We start from the raw sequence: 15,735 nt of genomic DNA, 5'->3' as shown, positions 1-15,735 counted from the left end.
GGCCCTGGCGATGAGCGCGCACCGGCATCAGATCGAGACCCTGGCCCTGCGGGCCCGGCTGGCCAGCCCCGAGCAGGCCGAGCCGCTGACCCGGCTGCTGCATGGCCGGCTGCTGCCGCTGCTGGCCGAGGCGCTCGATGCCCAGGCGCCGGCCGACCGGACCCGGCGCATCGAACGCCTGGAGCTGCGGCTCGGGCGCCTGCGGCTGGACGACCCGCCCGAGCGCTGGCGCGCGCGCATCGACGCGGCGCTGGCGCGGGCCCTGGGCCCGGCCGGCCCGCCAGTGGCCCTGCCCGCCGCGGCGCTGGAGCTGCAGCAGTTCCTGCATTTCCTGCTGCATGGCTGCCTGCCCTGGCAGCTGGCCCGGCCGCCCAGCGGCCAGGGCCTGTCGGCCTGGCTGGAGCGGCTGGCACGGCGCCAGGGGCGGCGCCTGTGGCAGCAGCTGCAGCGCGCGCCGCAGCAGGGCCTGGTGCTGGAGCGCCTGAGCCGCATCAGCCCGCCCGAGGGCCTGCAGGCCCTGCTGGCCGCGCGCCAGCCGGCGCTGGCCGAGGGCCTGGGCCGGCTCGACGAGGACTGGCTGGCGCCGCTGCAGCGCGGCGGCCGCATCGGCGCCTACCAGGCGCTGCGCCTGCGCCAGCGCCTGCGCGCCACCGCGCTGCGCGCGCTGTGGGGCCAGGGCGGCGGCCAGCCCGGCATGGCCTGGCGCCAGCGCCTCTTCGCCGCGCTGCGCGCCGATCTGGAGCAGACCCTGGGCAGCGGCTGGCAGACCCTGCAGCCGACCACGGCGCCGCGCGGCGCGGCGCCGGACGATCCGCTGGCGCGCGAGCTGTTCGAGGCGGTGCTGGGTCGGCCGCAGGCCCAGGCAAGACCCGACCCCGACACCGAATCCGGCGGCACCTCGGAGCGGCAGGAACCCGCCCGCCTGGCCCTGGCCAAGCTGGGCGAGCTGCTGCGCCGCGAGGGCCGCAGCGGCAGCCGCCAGCGCGAGCGCGCGCGCCAGCTGCTGGCCACCCTGGGCCGCCAGCCGGCGCCGGGCCTGCGCGCCCAGCTGCAGGACTGGCTGCGCCAGCGCCGCCTGCGCCGGCGCTGCAGCGAGCTGCTGGAGCCCGAGGCGCTGCCGGCGCTGCTGGGCCTGCCGGACGGCGGCGCGGGCATGGCCTGGGCCGATTCGCTGCGTCAGACCGCGCTGCGCCTGCAGCGCCAATGCCCGGCCGGCCGGCGCCCGCGCCTGGCGCGGCTGCAGGCGCTGTTGATGGAGGCCAGCCTGGCCGAGCTGGCCGCCGGGCGCCGCCTGCCGGACAGCCACAGCGGCTGGCAGGCGCTGTGGCGGGCCGCCTGGGCGCGCTGGCAGCGCAGCGAGGAGCAGGCCGAGGCCGCGCCGGCGGCCGCCCCGCCCCCCGTCGCGCCGCTCAGACCGGCCGAGGCATCCCCTGCACGCCGAGCGCCACCCACCGCCCTGCAGGCGCTGGCGCGCGACTGCCAGCAAGGGCGCTGGGGTTGGAGCCAGCGCCTGCGCCTGGCGCGCCTGCTGGAGACGCCGCGCGCCTGCCTGCGCTGGCTGCGCGCCACGCCCGAGCCGCAGCGCTGGCAGCTGCTGCGCGCCCAGTTCGGCCGCGCGGTCGAGGGCCTGCGCCTGCGGCTGCAGCGCCTGTTCGGCCTGGCAAGACTCGACCCCGCGCCAATGCCCAGCGATGCCACGCCACGCCGGCGCGAGCGCCTGTGGTTAAACCTGTGCCGCCGGCTCTTCGTCGAAGGGCTGGGCCTGGGCCGCGAGGCGCTGGCAGCACCGGCGAGCGTGCCACCGTCCCGCGCCGCCCTGCCCGCCCCCGCGCCGCTGCCGGCGGGGCAGCCGCTGTGGGTGGACGATGCCGGCCAGGTGCTGCTCGCCGCCTATGCGCCGCGACTCTTCGCCCGCTTCGGCCTGCTCGACGCGAGCGGCCGGCAATGGCGCGGCGAGCCGGGTCGCGCGCAGGCGGTGGCCTGCCTGCAGTACCTGGTGCGCGGCGACGTGGCAGCGAGCGGCGAAGACGAGCATCGCCTGCCGCTCAGCAAGCTGCTGTGCGGCGCCGCGCCGAACGCGCTGCTGGCCGAGGCACCGCCGCTGCAGGCCGAGCGCCGCGCCGAGCTGGACCAGCTGCTGCAGGCGCTGATCGCGCATTGGGGCGCTTTAGGCAGCACCCGCAACGAGGGCCTGCGCGAGAGCTTTCTGCAGCGGCCAGGCCGCCTGGTGCTGGACGCCGAGGCCGAGCAGGCCGGCCCGGACAGCGCCGCCAGCCCGGCGCGCTGGCGGCTCAAGGTCGAGCCGCGCGCCTTCGACATGCTGCTGGACCGGCTGCCCTGGAGCTACGGCCTGATCCGGCTGCCCTGGATGGGAGGAGTGATCCATGTCGACTGGCGGTGAAAAGCTCACCCCCTACGGCCTGCGGCTGCCCCCTGCAAGGGGGCAGCGACGACCGCCCGGCGGAGCCGGATCGGCGTCGCTCGCGCGGGAACGCAACCGTGGCATGCGGAGGCGCTGAAATGGACCAACAGCATGCCGAGGCCTTGACGCTGGAACTGGACTGGCTGCAGCGCCTGCTGGACCTGCGGCTGGAGCAGCATTTCCAGCAGCGGCCGGCCGAGCTGGCCGAGGCCGGGGCGCCGCCGCGGCTGCCGGCGGGCAGCGCGCTGGGCGGGCTGGTCGAGCGCTTCAGCCTGGGGCCGCGCGAGCGCGCGGTGCTGGCGCTGGCGCTGGCGCCGCATCTGCGGCCGGCGATGCTGGACCTGCTGTTCATGCGCAATCAGAACCTGGACCGCGGCTTCACCGAGTTCGGCGGGCTGAAGGCGCAGGGGCATGGCGGCTTCCTGCCGACCGGCGAGACCGCGGCCTTCCTGGCCGCCGGCGAGGACCTGGGCGCGCGCATCGCGCTGCTGGCGCTGTTCGATGCCGGCCATGCCTTCGCGCGCGAGAACCTGCTGAGCCTGGAGGCACCGGCCGCGGGTGAACCGCAGCTCAGCGGTGCCCTGCTGCCCAGCGCCGAGGCGCTGCAGCGCCTGGCCAGCGGCGAGGCACGCAAGCCCGACTTCAGCGCGCAGTTCCCGGCCAAGCTGATCACGAGCCCGCTGAACTGGGACGACCTGGTGCTGGCACCCGAGGTGATGGACGAGGTGCAGCAGCTCTGCGCCTGGATGCGCGAGGGCGAGACCCTGCTGCGCGACTGGGGCCTGGCGCGCAGCCTCAAGCCCGGCTACCGCGCGCTGTTCCATGGCCCGCCGGGCACCGGCAAGACGCTCACCGCGACCCTGATCGGCCAGGCGGCGCGCGCCGACGTCTACCGGATCGACCTGTCGATGGTGGTGTCCAAGTACATCGGCGAGACCGAGAAGAACCTGGCGCGGGTGTTCGACCAGGCGCAGTCGCGCCGCTGGATCCTGTTCTTCGACGAGGCCGATGCGCTGTTCGGCAAGCGCGGCCCGGCCAACAACGCCAACGATCACCATGCGAACCAGGAGATCGCCTACCTGCTGCAACGAGTCGAGGACTTCCCCGGCATGGTGATCCTGGCCAGCAATCTGCGCAGCAATATCGACGAGGCCTTCTCGCGGCGCTTCCAGTCGATGGTCTATTTCCCGCTGCCCGACGCCGAGCAGCGCCTGCGCCTGTGGCGCGGCATGCTGGCGGCCGAGCATCTGGACGCGGATGTGGACCTCGCCGGTCTGGCCGAACGCCATGAGCTGTCGGGCGGTGCGATCGCCAACGTGATCCGGCATGCGGCGCTGAAGGCGCTGCGCGACGGCCGCAGCCGCCTGCGCGGCGCCGAGCTGCGCGCGGGCCTGGCGCGCGAGCTGCGCAAGGAAGGACGGACGCTGTGAGGACGACGATGCGCGCCGGGATCGCCGCCGGCTGCTGCGCGGGCCTGGCGGCGCTGACGGTGCTGTCCGCCGCGCTGCTGGCGCTGGGGCTGGCCGGTGCGGACACGCCGGCGCCGCCGGCCTCGGCCCCTGTTGCCAGCATCGCGCCGGCCGGCGCGCCCGCCTCGGCCACCATCGGCATCAGCATGGCCCCCACCACCGGTGCCGCGATCCTGACGACGACCGATTGCGGGACGCTGACCCGCAGCACCCTGCCGGAGCAGCCGCCGCTGCCGCTGAGCCTGGCGCCGCCGCGCCAGCCGCTGCCGGCGGCGCGGACCGGCCGGGCCTATGCGGTCCCGCTGTATGCCGAGGGCGGCCGCATGCCCTATCTGTTCGGCCTGGCCAGCGGCACCCTGCCGCCGGGCCTGCGCCTGGATCGCCATGGCCGCCTGTGCGGCATGCCCGAAGCCCAGGGCAGTTACCAGTTCGGCGTGCTGCTGACCGATGCCGACGGCCGTCAGGCCAGCCAGACCTATCTGCTGCGCGTGGCCGGCGCCGCCAGCGCCAAGCCCGCCCCGGCGACGCCGGCCGCCAGCAGCCCCCCGCCACCGCCGAAGCCGGCCATCCCGGCGCTGCGCGGGCTGGACCCGAGCCGGGCCGAGGTGCGCGCCGAGAGCCTGCCGCCCAGCGCGATCATCTACCGGCTGCAGGCCGCGCAGCTGGACGCACTGCTGGCCGAGCCCGAGCCCGCGGAAGCGACAGCGGCGGCGGCGCCGCCTCGCGCGGCGACCGGCAGCCTGCCCCCCCCGGCGCCGGCGCTGGAGCCGGCCTGGACCGAGGCACAGCAGGCGCAGCTGCTGCAGATGCTGGCGCCAATGCTGGAGCGCGAGTACCCGACCCGCGACCTGTTCCTGGCCGCGCTGGAGGCACAGCGCTGCCGGCACAGCCGCGAGCTGCTGTTGGCCAGCGCCCGCCAGCAGGTCGCGGAGACGCCCGACGAGGCCACGATCGCGCGGATCTGCCGCTTCCGGCCCCCACCTGCCGCAACACCCACGGACTCATCCAAAAAGCCCAGAAAGACCGGCGCCACCGCCGCCCCGCCGGTCAAGGCGGCGCCGCTGAAACCTGACCAGATCGCCTGGGAGGAGCTGCCGGACTGGCTGCTGCCCGCGGCCCTGCGCGACTGGCTGGTGCTGGCGGCGCAGCGCCTGGTGAGCCTGCAGCCGGCCCAGCCGCTGGACTGGCGCGCGGTGCCGGACTGCGACTGCCTGAGCGAGAACAGCCAGGGCCTGGTCTACGGCATCTACCCCGCCTGGACCGACCTGTCGCCGCCCGCGCAAGCCGCCGCCGAGGAAGACGCCACGCCCAAGAAGAAAACAAAGCCGGCGCCTCCGCCCTCGATCCTGGACTTCAGCCTGCTGCATCGCATCAGCTACCTGGGCCTGCCCTTCGACACCGACCTGAAGCTGAACCAGCCCGAACTCTGGTCGGAGACCAGCACCGAGTTCATCCGCCGGGCCAAGCATTACGGCACCCAGATCGACTTCATGCTGTACCGGCGCGACTGGGATTTCTTGCGCACCGAGCCCGACGCGGCGCGCGAGCAGCTCGTGCAGCGCATGCTCGAGAACGTGCCGAGCCAGGCGCGCGAGCTGATCGACCGCCCGCTGCCGGGCCTGCGCGCGCGCCTGCAGGCCTGGCTGCCCGGCTTCGGCAAGCGCCAGCACATGGGCGACGGGCTGAGCCTGTTTTTCGACGAGATCCCCGACGCCGGCGCGGACGCAAAGCTGAGCCAGCGCTTCGCCGAGTTCTATCCGCGCTTCGTCAAGGCGCTGGCCGACGAGCTGCGCAAGCAGGAGGGTAAACGCCGCTATGCGTTGAACCTGGCGTTCACCGAGGCCCAGCTGCGCCAGGTGCCGCCCTTCGCGATCGAGCGCCTGTTCGAGCTGCTGAAGAACATCGAGGAGCCGCTGATGGACGAGGGCGGCCGCATCGCCGACGAAGGCGGCGACTATGTCAGCAAGACCAATGTGGAGCTGCGCTTCATCGTGCTGCTGCCCGATCCCAGCGGCGAGAGCAAGAAGCGCCTGCGCGCCTGGGTGGAGCAGTCGTCGGGCCTGCAGGGCAGCAACCGCCGCGCGGTGTTGCGCAGCATCGTGCCGGTGCAGTTCCTGCCGGCGAAGGACCCGCTCCAGCTGCAGGACGACCTGGTGTACTTCCAGGACAACTTCGCCGGGGTCGGTTTCTGGCCGCCCCCCTTGCGGGGCCAGAACTTCACGGCCGAGGAGCAGGTTCGGCTGAAAACCACCATGGTGCGCCATCCCCCCAACGAGGTCACGATGAACATCTGCGCCTTCGTCTGCCAGCAGCGCTGGCCGCTGCGCGTGGTGTTCGAGATGCTGCTGCTGGCCGGCGCCACGATCTGGATCGCGCTGCAGCTGAACTGCGACTGGCGCGCGCGCTGGGGCCGCTATGCGCTGCTGGCCGGCATCCCGCCCTTCCTGCTGGGCGCCGCGCTGCTGCACTGCGACCCCGCGCTGCGCGCGCTGCGCGACGGCAATGCACAGCTGATCCTCTTGATCGCGATCCCTGTCCTGGTGGCACTGTGGGTGCTGCTGAAACCGAAGGTGGAGAAGCCATGAAGGAAAAACTCGCCACATCCAATCCGCGCCTGTCCCCGCGCGCCGCGGCTGGCCACTCGGGGCACGAAGGGGCCACCGGCTCGCCGCGTCAGCAGGCCCAGGGCTCGCGCATCGCACAGCTGCAAGCAGAGCTACCGGTACAGCTCCACCCCGATCGCAAGACCAAGGGCTTCAACCGCGGCAAGTCGCATTCGACGGCTACGCCCAGCGGCAAGGTGACATCGCACAAGCCTGGCAAGGGACGCGAGGAGAAACCGAGCAAGAGCCGGGCGATGAATCGCAAGCGTGATCGCATGCTGGCGGCGAATGTGGCGAATTCGCAGGCCAAGTCCTAGCCCGCGCCGCCGACCAACCAGCTTGGGATTCAGCCATGGGTTTATCGACAACTTCGAGAACAAGGACCGAGCGCCCGTCTCAGCGTCGTATGCCAGCGGCATCAGTGGCTCAATTCCAGACCTCAGACGAGGCGACGCAAGGCAATGCGGATGCGCAGTGGTTCGACGCATTGCGCGAGGCCGTGCGGGCTTGCGCAGATCAGGAACTGGCCGTGCGCCGCCAGAGCAGTGACGACTGCCCCTACATCGCGGCCTGGTTCGCCAAGCATGAAGGAGATGGGCGAGGTCGCCTGCGGCAGGCCGCGCTGCGCTACGCGCCCGAAGCCGCCTCGGCCCGCAACGACGAGGAACTGATCGCCCGTGTCGTCGAGCGCGTGCGCGCAGGGCTGCGGGTAAACATCGCGACCGGCTCGGAGCGAGGCATTCCGGGTGAACTGCTGTTCGCACGCGCGCCCACCCCGCCACCGCGTGCGCCGGTACTTCAGCGCTGCGGCGACGACACCGATGAAGCCCCGGCTCGGCGGGACCCGTTCGCCCAAGCCGAGGCAGCCAAGCGCCGCTACCTGCAGGATCCAGATCTCAGCAAGCTACTTGTCTGGCGGCGAGAACTGAGAGCCGCGCGGGAAAGGGCCGGCGGCTTTCGAGCCTTGCCTCAAACGCGGCAGCGCCAGGTCACGGCCGACTTCGAGCAAATGGCTCGCGACGAGATTCCCTTGCGCAGAGAAGAGCGGCGTCGGCGCGCGCGCCAGGTACGCTCCGACCTGGACATCCTGGACACCAGCGACACCCTGCACGGCGTGCCAGATTCAAAAGTCATTGAGGACTACACCTCGCCCAGCACCGGAAAAGCGGAACGCTACTTCAACAAGCCCCTGCGCGATCTCGATGCGACCGAGGAGCAGGCCGGTGCGATCATTTCCTTGCAGAACGCGCTGCTGATGAGCCCGGTACACAAGGGTGACGAGCTGTGGCGCGGCACTGGTCATCTGATCGGCGGGGCGAGTCTGGACACGCTGGCAGTCGGCAAAACCTATAGGGAACCAGGATTCCTGTCGACCTCGATCAAACGCTCGATCGCCGAGGGCTTCGGCAAGGGCAGCGACACCCATTTCATGATCCGGATTCGCAGCTACCGATCCGGCCGGGACATCATCAGCCTGGGTGGTGATGAGTATGGCGGCGGCGAGGAGGAAGTCCTGTTCCCGGCCGGCTGCACCTTTCGCTATCTGGGCTACAGCAAGGAGGATCGCTGCCATGACTACGACGAGGGCTGAACACACGAACGGTCAGTGCTCGCAACCAACCAGGGGCGCCTGATGAAGGACCATGCCAGCACCTCGACGCAGGGTCAGCGCGTGCATGGTCCGGTCAGCACACACGCGCCGGGCGGCAGTAGCGTCGGTATGACGGGCGACGGACCGAGGCAACTGCAGCAAGGCGAGCGCATCGCCCAACTGCGGCGGGCCGCACCCGCATCCAACAGAACCGGTTTGCCCGAATCGCTCAAGAGCGGCATCGAAGCCTTGTCCGGCATGGACATGTCCGGCGTGCGCGTGCACCGCAACTCCAGCAAGCCGGCCACCCTTCAGGCCCATGCCTACGCGCAGGGCACGGACATCCATCTAGGCCCGGGGCAGGAGAGGCACCTCCCGCACGAGGCCTGGCATGTGGTGCAGCAGGCACAAGGCCGAGTAGGCGTTACCCAGCGCAGCGAACGCGGCGAGGCCCTCAATGACAGCCCACAGCTGGAGCACGAAGCCACGGTCATGGGCGAGCGCGCACTCCAGCTCGGTCCAGTTCGCACTCCCTACGGCCTCGCGCCGCTGGGCCGGGACGGCAACACCCATCAGCTGTTCGGGTTCAAAGACTACTTCTGGGGCCCCGCTCTGCCGGCCCTGCCCGTGGCCGCGCCGCATGCCGCGCCACAGAATGATCTTCCTGCAAACCACTCGGCGACCCGCAGCAGCTATCTCGGCTGGTACGACTGGGCTAAACAGGGAGCCAATGCCGGATGGAACCTGCTTCAGCCTGACGCGGTGGTGCCGAACGAGAGTCCGCTGCTGCGTGGAGTTCGAACCATGGGGGGGGTGGTGACGGGTGCCGCCGGGGGGCTGATCGGCGGCGCGATAGGGACGGTCGGCAGTCTGGCCCACACGGTCCACAAGGGAGTCAGCGGCGCCTGGGATCACAGCCGTCATGCACTGGAGCTGGCCGACGGCGATGTCGAAGCAGCAGGGCAGTTGCCCGGAAACGGCTACCTGGCCAATGCGAAGAAGAAGGGGCTCGCCTCCCTCGCCGGCCTGGTCTCACCCATTGCGCGCGGTCTCGGCAGCGGCTTCATCGGCCAGGGGCAGAATGCGCAGGCCCGGCCTTCGGCCATGTCCGACATTTACACCCGCATGAGCGACGGGTCCGGAGGCTCTCTGTTGGAGAAGGCCGGCGCCGGTGCGCATGCAGTGCTGGGAGGGCTGCTGCAGAGCGGCATCGGCGGCCTGGTCGGCACGGCAAAAAGCACAAAGAACCTGGTCGATGCGGTCTCGGGCCTGATCGCTCCCGGGCCGATCTCCTCGATCACCGGGCCGATGGGCGCGCACCAGATGCTGGAGCGAAGCAGCGATCCCGGCAGCCAAATAATGGGTACCGTGGGCGCCTCCGGCGACAGCCTGGGGGCACTGGCACAACTTGGGTCCGCAACGCTCAACATACCGGCCAGCGCGCTCAACTACCTACTGGCCGACCGCAGCACCGAGGAAGGCCGATTCATTGCCAAGGAAAACCTCAAGGAGCAGTGGCAAGGCATCGGCAGCAACCTCGCACGCGGTGGCGGTTTCACCCTGGCCGAGATGTCCAAGGGAAGAGATGCCAGCTGGCTGACCCAACAGACGGGTCTGGAGAGTGCCCTGCCGACGGGCATGGCCTACGGCGCCGGCGGCATCTATAGCGCCTACCACCTCTGGAAGGGCGGCTGGGCCGCGCATGACTACTACAAGTACCGAAACATGGCTAACACCGAGCAGTCCGACCAGCATGCAGCGATCGGCAGCGGTGTGCCCACGACAGATCTCGACAAGTTTCTGCTTTTCGCCCGCGAGAAGAAGCAGTCGTCGGTGCTCAGAAATTCACTGGCCCTCGCCAGCCTTGGCTTAGGCATGGGTGGGCTGCCGGTCATGGCCGGAGCCATCGGCCTGGGTCTCGGCGGTATGCAGCTCTGGCATTGGCTGAGCGACGGTTCGCGCGACACCCATGCGAACTGGCTCGTTGCGCAGGCACAAGGCCCCGTCGCCGGCACCACGCAAGAGTTGGTGAACATGCTGATTCCCGCCGATTTGCTGGCGCTGATCCAACCAGGCGCGAATCCGACGCCCGACATCATCGCGACCGCCAGAAAAATCGTTGAGGAGCGTCTGGCGAGTTGGTGACTCTCAGCCCAGCCGCGGCGGCCTGGCCAACTCGTCCACGCTCTGCCCCTGCTGCGCCAGCAGCTTCTCCAGCGCCGGCAGCAGCGGCCCCAGCCGCTCCTCGATCGCGTCGCGCACCGTGTCGACAAACACCTGCGTCGAGCGCTCGATCTCGATGTTCAAGGACGCCCCCACGGCCTTCTCGCCGAAGGTGGTCATGCGCAGGGTCTCGGGGATCAGCCAGACCTCGAACCAGCCGGCGCCGCCGCTCTCGCGGCCCGCTTCGGCCACCGTCAGGCTGGCGCCGTTGATCGCGATATAGCCCTTGGCGAAGATGTAGCGCATCCAGGGTGCGGGCACGTGGATGCGCATCACATGGTTGTTCTCGGGCTTGCGCACGCTCTCCAACGTGGCCATGAAGTCCACATGGCCGGACAGCGGATGGCCGCCGATCTCGGCGCCTTCCTTGGCGGCACGTTCGACATTGATCGCGCTGCCCTGCTTCAGGCCGGCCAGGGTGGTCAGGTTCAGGCTCTGCTGCATCACGTCGAAGTCGGCCGCGTTCGGGCCCTTCAGCGCGGTGACGGTCAGGCAGACGCCATCGCAGGCGACGCTGGCGCCGATCTCCAGGCCCTCACAGAAGCCCGCCGGGAAGTCCAGGGTGAAGCTGGTCAGGCCGGGCTTCTCGGTAATCGCGGCCACCTGGGCCAGGCCTTGCACGATGCCGGTGAACATATCAGGCATGCTCCTTGTCGAACAGTTCGGGGCTGAAGCCCAGCGACAGATGCTCGTCGGCCCATTGCACGACCGGGCGCTTGATGACGCTGGGCTGCTGCTGCGCCAGCGCGGCCGCGCTCGCGGCGTCGGTGACGCCGGCCTTGACCGACTCGTCCAGCTTGCGCCAGGTGGTGCCGGCACGGTTGATCACCTTGTCCCAGCCGAACTCGGCGATCCAGCGCTGCAACTGGTCTGCGGGCACGCCGGCCTTCTTGTAGTCGTGGAACTGGTAGGCCAGGCCGCGCTCGTCCAGCCAGGCGCGGGCGCGCTTGACGGTGTCGCAATTCGGAATCCCGTAGACGGTGATGATGCTGCTGTTCTTCATGGGCGACACGCTACCATGAAGCCGATGATCGACTGGCTGCACGAGTCTTCGCTGGAATTCCCCCCCGCCGAACAGGCGCTCGGACCCGAGTCCGAGGCGCCGGGCCTGCTGGCCGCCGGCGGCGACCTGGCGCCCGAGCGCCTAGAGGCCGCCTACCGGCGCGGCATCTTTCCCTGGTACGGCCCGGGCCAGCCCATCCTGTGGTGGTCGCCCGACCCGCGCATGGTGCTGCAGACGCGCCACTTCAAGCTGAGCCGCTCGTTGCGCAAGACGATCGCGAAGTTCCGCGCCACGCCGGGCTGCGAGATCCGGGTCGACAGCGCCCTGCCCCAGGTGCTGCAGGCCTGCGCGCAGACGCCGCGCGAGGGCCAGAACGGCACCTGGATCCTGTCGGAGATGCAGGCCGCCTATGTGCACTGGGCGCGCGAGCGCGGTGCGGTGCATTGCGTCGAGACCTGGATCGACGGCGAGCTGGTCGGCGGGCTCTACGGCGTCAACCTCGGCCGCATGTTCTTCGGCGAATCGATGTTCATGCGCCGCACCGATGCCTCGAAGATCGCGCTGGCGGCGCTGATCTGCCTGTGCCGGCGCAACGCGATCCCCTGGATCGACTGCCAGCAGAACACCCGCCACCTGGCCTCGCTGGGCGCGGCCGAGCTGCCGCGCGCGCAGTTCCAGGCCCATCTGGCCGCGGCGATCGGGCAATCCTCCCCATTGCCCCCCTCCGCCTGGGTGTTCGAGCCCGGGCTGTGGGCGCGGCTTGACGCAGAATAATGTCCATCAACCCGCCCGCCGACCGGACCCACCGCCGTGACTCATCCCAAGGAACTACCGCTCTCTCAGCTGCAGTTCTACGCCACTGCGCCCTATCCCTGCAGCTACCTGCCCGAGCGCCAGGCGCGCTCGCAGGTGGCCACGCCCAGCCATCTGATCCATGCGGATGCCTACAGCAACCTGGTCGAGGCGGGCTTTAGGCGCAGCGGGCTGTTCACCTACCGCCCCTATTGCGACGGCTGCAAGTCCTGCGTGCCGATGCGCATCCCGGTGGCGGACTTCCAGGCCTCGCGCAGCCAGCGCCGCGCCTGGCGCCAGCACCAGGACCTGCGCGCGCGCGTGATGCGGCTGGGCTACAGCGAGGAGCATTACCAGCTCTACCTGCGCTACCAGGCCGGCCGCCACAGCGGCGGCGGCATGGACCATGACAGCGTCGACCAGTACACCCAGTTCCTGCTGCAAAGCCGCATCAATTCGCGCCTGGTCGAGTTCCGCGCCCCGCCGGCGCCGGGCGCCGCCGAGGACGACGAAGGACGGCTGTGCATGGTCTCGATCCTGGATGTGCTGAACGACGGGCTGTCGGCCGTCTACACCTTCTACGAGCCCGAAGACGGGGCCTGCTACGGCAGCTACAACGTGCTGTGGCAGATCGAGCAGACCCGCCAGCTGGGCCTGACCCATCTCTACCTCGGCTACTGGATCGCCGAGAGCCCGAAGATGGCCTACAAGGCGCGCTTCCGCCCGCACCAGCTGCTGCGCGACGGGAAGTGGGAGCTGGCGCAGCAGCAGCCCTAAAGGCTCAGCACGCGCAGCGGCTCTGGCCGCTTGTCGCCACCCGCCCCCGCCTGGTACAGCTCGACCCGCGCGCCCTTGAGCAGCGGCGCGGCGGCCAGGGTCGCGGCCACGCTGCGGTAGATCGCCTCGGCGTCCTCGCCGTACATGAACAGGGTGCAGCGGCCGGCGCCGAACTCGTCGCCATCGAACTCGCCCTGGCCCGAGGCCTCCAGCTGCGCCGCGAGCCGGTCGCTCAGCACATGGATGGCTTCGCGCTCGGCCGCGCCGCCGAACTCGCCGCCCTCGGGTCGCAGCGCGAAGCTCACCTGCACCGCGGCCCGGGGCCGCGCGGCGCGCACGACAGCCGCCCCGCCGATGCGGATCTCGCGGATGCAGACCCAGTAGACCAGCGGCGCATAGATGAGCCAGAACAGCAGCAGCCGCCACGGCGCGCCGCCGAGCCGGAAGCGCTCGATCATCGCGAAGCCGGCACAGGCAAAGCCGACGGCCACGATGCCGCGCAAGGCCCAGGTGGCGCCATCACGCCAGGTCGGTCGGAGTAGCAGCTTCATGGTCGTCGATGCCGGTGCTGATGGCGGCTAGAAACGGGAAGCCGCGATTGGAGCAGCGGCCGCGGATCCGCGCCATCGTCCCCTGGAGCGATGCTGCACCTCCGGTCTGCCGATTTCAAAAACTGGTAGCACATTGGTCGCAATTAGGAACACTGTTTCATAGCAAATTCCGCAACTTTCTTGCCGACTTTGACGATTAACAAGGCATATAAAGACAAACTTACCTGAAGTTACGCTACTTATCCGGGTTTGTGCGAATAACAGACCGTCAACTGGTATCTACATTAAATACCACCAAGACATCGCTGCAGTACCGCGACTTGGCCGCCGGTCCGCAATGCTGTGGCGGACCCCTGACGTAGCGCACATCCATCCGATCCGAGAGAGAGGAGTGACGTTCATGTTGGTTCACCTGCAACACGCCATGCACCTGGCCACGCGCCCGCCCCCCGACCTTTTGGCCCCGCCACGCTGACCGGCCCGGTTCGATTTTTTCTTTCCTTCCGTCGCCGCAGCCGCCGTATCCGTTCGTTTGCTGTTGTTGATGCCGTCATCGCCGTGCGCCCCGTCGCGCGGCGTGCACGGCCTGTATTCGGCCGCCCGGCCCCCAAGAAATCCCAAGGGAGCATAAGAAGATGAGGATGACTAGAGGACGACGTTGGGGCCTGAGCGCCCTGACCCTGCTGGGGAGCGGCGTCGCCGCGGCCTATGACTGCACCGGCGTGCCGGAGTGGAACGCCCAGGCCGCCTATGCCGCGAACGCGCGCGCGCAGCTGGGCCAGCAGGCCTTCCAGGCACGCTGGTGGAACCAGAACGCCAGCCCGGCCAGCAATGCCGGCCCCTGGCAGGCCTGGGCGTCGCTGGGCGCCTGCGATGCCGGCGGCCCGGGCGGCGGCAATCAGGCGCCGCAGCCGCAGTTCACGAACACGATCGACCGCCTCAGCGTCGCGCTCGATGCCAGCGGCTCGCGCGACCCCGACGGCAGCATCGCCAGCTACGCCTGGAACTTCGGCGACGGCAGCGCCGCTGCCAGCGGGGCCCGGGTCAGCCATGCCTACGCAAGACCTGGCACCTATGCGGTGACCCTGACCGTCACCGACAACCAGGGCGCCAGCGCCAGCCGCTCGGCCAGCATCACCGTCGCCAGCGTCACGCGCGACCCCGCGACCAGCAAATGGCTGCTGCGCCAGGCCGATGTGCTGGCCGCCGAGGCGCGCCTGACCGACAGTGCGCTGTTCCGCTCGGTCAAGGCCTCGGTCGCGACGCGCGACAACGTGGCGGTGGCCGCGGTCGCGCCGGGCGCGGCCGCCAACCCGGAGAACGTCAAGCGCGTCGAGCGCCTGCTGCCGGCCAGCCAATGGGAGTTCCTGGTGCCGCAGCGCCATCCCTCCTACACCTACACCGGCCTGCTGCAAGCCTTCGCCAAGTTCCCCGGCGTCTGCGCCGCCTACAGCGACGGCCGCGACGCCGATGCGATCTGCCGCAAGACCCTGGCGACGATGTTCGCGCATTTCACCCAGGAGACCGGCGCGCACGACCGCAACAGCGTCATCCCCGAATGGCGCCAAGCGCTGTACTACGTGCGCGAATCCGGCTGCAGCGAGGACGGCCAGGGCTGCCCCTACAACAACGAATGCCTGCCCAGCACCTGGCAGGGCCAGGCCTGGCCCTGCGGCAAGGATGCGCAGGGGCGCTTCAAGCAGTATTTCGGGCGCGGCGCCAAGCAGCTCTCCTACAACTTCAACTACGGCCCCTTCTCCGACGCGATGTATGGCGACGTGCGGGTGCTGCTGGACCGGCCCGAGCTGGTGGCCGACACCTGGCTGAACCTGGCCTCGGCGGTGTTCTTCTTCGTCTACCCGGCCTCGCCCAAGCCCAGCATGCTGCATGTGGTGGACGGCAGTTGGGTGCCCAATGCGGTGGACAGCGCCGCCGGCATCAAGCCCGGCTTCGGCGCCACCACCAACATCATCAACGGCGGCATCGAATGCGGCCAGGGCGCGGAGAAGCCGCAGTCGGTGAACCGCATCGCCTACTACCACCAGCATGCCGCCGCGCTCGGCGTGCCGATCGCCGCCAACGAGGAGCTGGGCTGCGGCAACCAGAAGCGCTTCGAGGTCGGCGGTGCCGGCGCGCTGGACATCTACTGGGACCAGGACTGGGCCTACTACCCCGACATGCCCGAGGGCAAGGCCTTTGCCTGCAAGCGCGTCGGCTACCAGACCGCCCATTTCGCCCTGAAGGCGGGCGACTACCAGCGCTGCGTCGAGAAGTACTTCGACGTGATCGTGCGGCCCTGACCGA

The 15,735-nt window shown here is 70.2% G+C and carries 12 protein-coding genes; 9 read left to right on the top strand and 3 right to left on the bottom strand.

Features of this window, described 5'->3' with window-relative positions:
• The first annotated feature begins 10 nt into the window (after positions 1-10).
• The 6 genes from G8A07_RS10975 to G8A07_RS10950 all read left to right on the top strand — a co-directional run bounded on the left by G8A07_RS10975 (position 11) and on the right by G8A07_RS10950 (position 10,230).
• Positions 11-2,401, top strand: coding sequence for a contractile injection system tape measure protein (locus G8A07_RS10975; protein WP_195797031.1), 2,391 nt, complete (start codon positions 11-13; stop codon positions 2,399-2,401).
• 119 nt (positions 2,402-2,520) lie between these two features.
• Positions 2,521-3,852 (top strand): ATP-binding protein, encoded by a 1,332-nt coding sequence (locus G8A07_RS10970; protein WP_195797030.1) that lies wholly within the window; start codon positions 2,521-2,523, stop codon positions 3,850-3,852.
• An 8-nt stretch (positions 3,853-3,860) separates the two neighbouring features.
• Positions 3,861-6,476 carry an Ig domain-containing protein gene (locus G8A07_RS10965; RefSeq protein WP_195797029.1) on the top strand — a complete coding sequence of 872 codons (2,616 nt, stop codon included), beginning with the start codon at positions 3,861-3,863 and terminating at the stop codon, positions 6,474-6,476.
• On the top strand, positions 6,473-6,811 hold the full coding sequence (locus G8A07_RS10960) for a hypothetical protein (RefSeq protein WP_195797028.1): 339 nt from the start codon (positions 6,473-6,475) through the stop codon (positions 6,809-6,811). The genes G8A07_RS10965 and G8A07_RS10960 overlap by 4 nt, the downstream gene beginning before the upstream one ends.
• 104 nt (positions 6,812-6,915) lie before the next feature.
• Positions 6,916-8,085 carry an ADP-ribosyltransferase gene (locus G8A07_RS10955; protein WP_195797027.1) on the top strand — a complete coding sequence of 390 codons (1,170 nt, stop codon included), beginning with the start codon at positions 6,916-6,918 and terminating at the stop codon, positions 8,083-8,085.
• 42 nt (positions 8,086-8,127) lie between these two features.
• Positions 8,128-10,230 (top strand): DUF4157 domain-containing protein, encoded by a 2,103-nt coding sequence (locus tag G8A07_RS10950; RefSeq protein WP_195797026.1) that lies wholly within the window; start codon positions 8,128-8,130, stop codon positions 10,228-10,230.
• 3 nt (positions 10,231-10,233) lie between these two features.
• Here the strand turns inward: G8A07_RS10950 and G8A07_RS10945 are convergent, their stop codons facing one another.
• A complete protein-coding gene (locus G8A07_RS10945) occupies positions 10,234-10,944 on the bottom strand; it encodes a riboflavin synthase subunit alpha (RefSeq protein WP_195797025.1) in 711 nt (236 codons plus the stop codon).
• Position 10,945: 1 nt separating this feature from the next.
• Complete coding sequence (locus G8A07_RS10940) at positions 10,946-11,311, bottom strand: ArsC family reductase (RefSeq protein WP_195797024.1); 366 nt, start codon at positions 11,309-11,311, stop codon at positions 10,946-10,948.
• Positions 11,312-11,326: 15 nt separating this feature from the next.
• On the opposite strand from G8A07_RS10940, the gene aat reads away from it, so the two are divergent.
• The gene (gene aat / locus G8A07_RS10935) at positions 11,327-12,085 is read left to right on the top strand and encodes a leucyl/phenylalanyl-tRNA--protein transferase (protein ID WP_371816441.1); all 759 of its coding nucleotides are present in this window, start codon (positions 11,327-11,329) and stop codon (positions 12,083-12,085) included.
• A gap of 36 nt (positions 12,086-12,121) precedes the next feature.
• Positions 12,122-12,880, top strand: coding sequence for an arginyltransferase (locus G8A07_RS10930; RefSeq protein ID WP_195797023.1), 759 nt, complete (start codon positions 12,122-12,124; stop codon positions 12,878-12,880).
• Here the strand turns inward: G8A07_RS10930 and G8A07_RS10925 are convergent.
• On the bottom strand, positions 12,877-13,431 hold the full coding sequence (locus tag G8A07_RS10925; protein ID WP_195797022.1) for a hypothetical protein: 555 nt from the start codon (positions 13,429-13,431) through the stop codon (positions 12,877-12,879). The two genes, G8A07_RS10930 and G8A07_RS10925, sit on opposite strands and share 4 nt — an antisense overlap.
• Positions 13,432-14,066: 635 nt before the next feature.
• On the opposite strand from G8A07_RS10925, the gene G8A07_RS10920 reads away from it, so the two are divergent.
• Positions 14,067-15,731: a glycoside hydrolase family 19 protein gene (locus tag G8A07_RS10920; protein ID WP_213086266.1), complete on the top strand. Its 1,665-nt coding sequence runs from the start codon at positions 14,067-14,069 to the stop codon at positions 15,729-15,731.
• Positions 15,732-15,735: the final 4 nt, after the last annotated feature.

Origin of the sequence: Roseateles sp. DAIF2 (genome assembly GCF_015624425.1) — a bacterium.
Taxonomy (GTDB): domain Bacteria; phylum Pseudomonadota; class Gammaproteobacteria; order Burkholderiales; family Burkholderiaceae_C; genus Kinneretia.
This window is presented reverse-complemented; position numbering and strand designations above follow the sequence as displayed.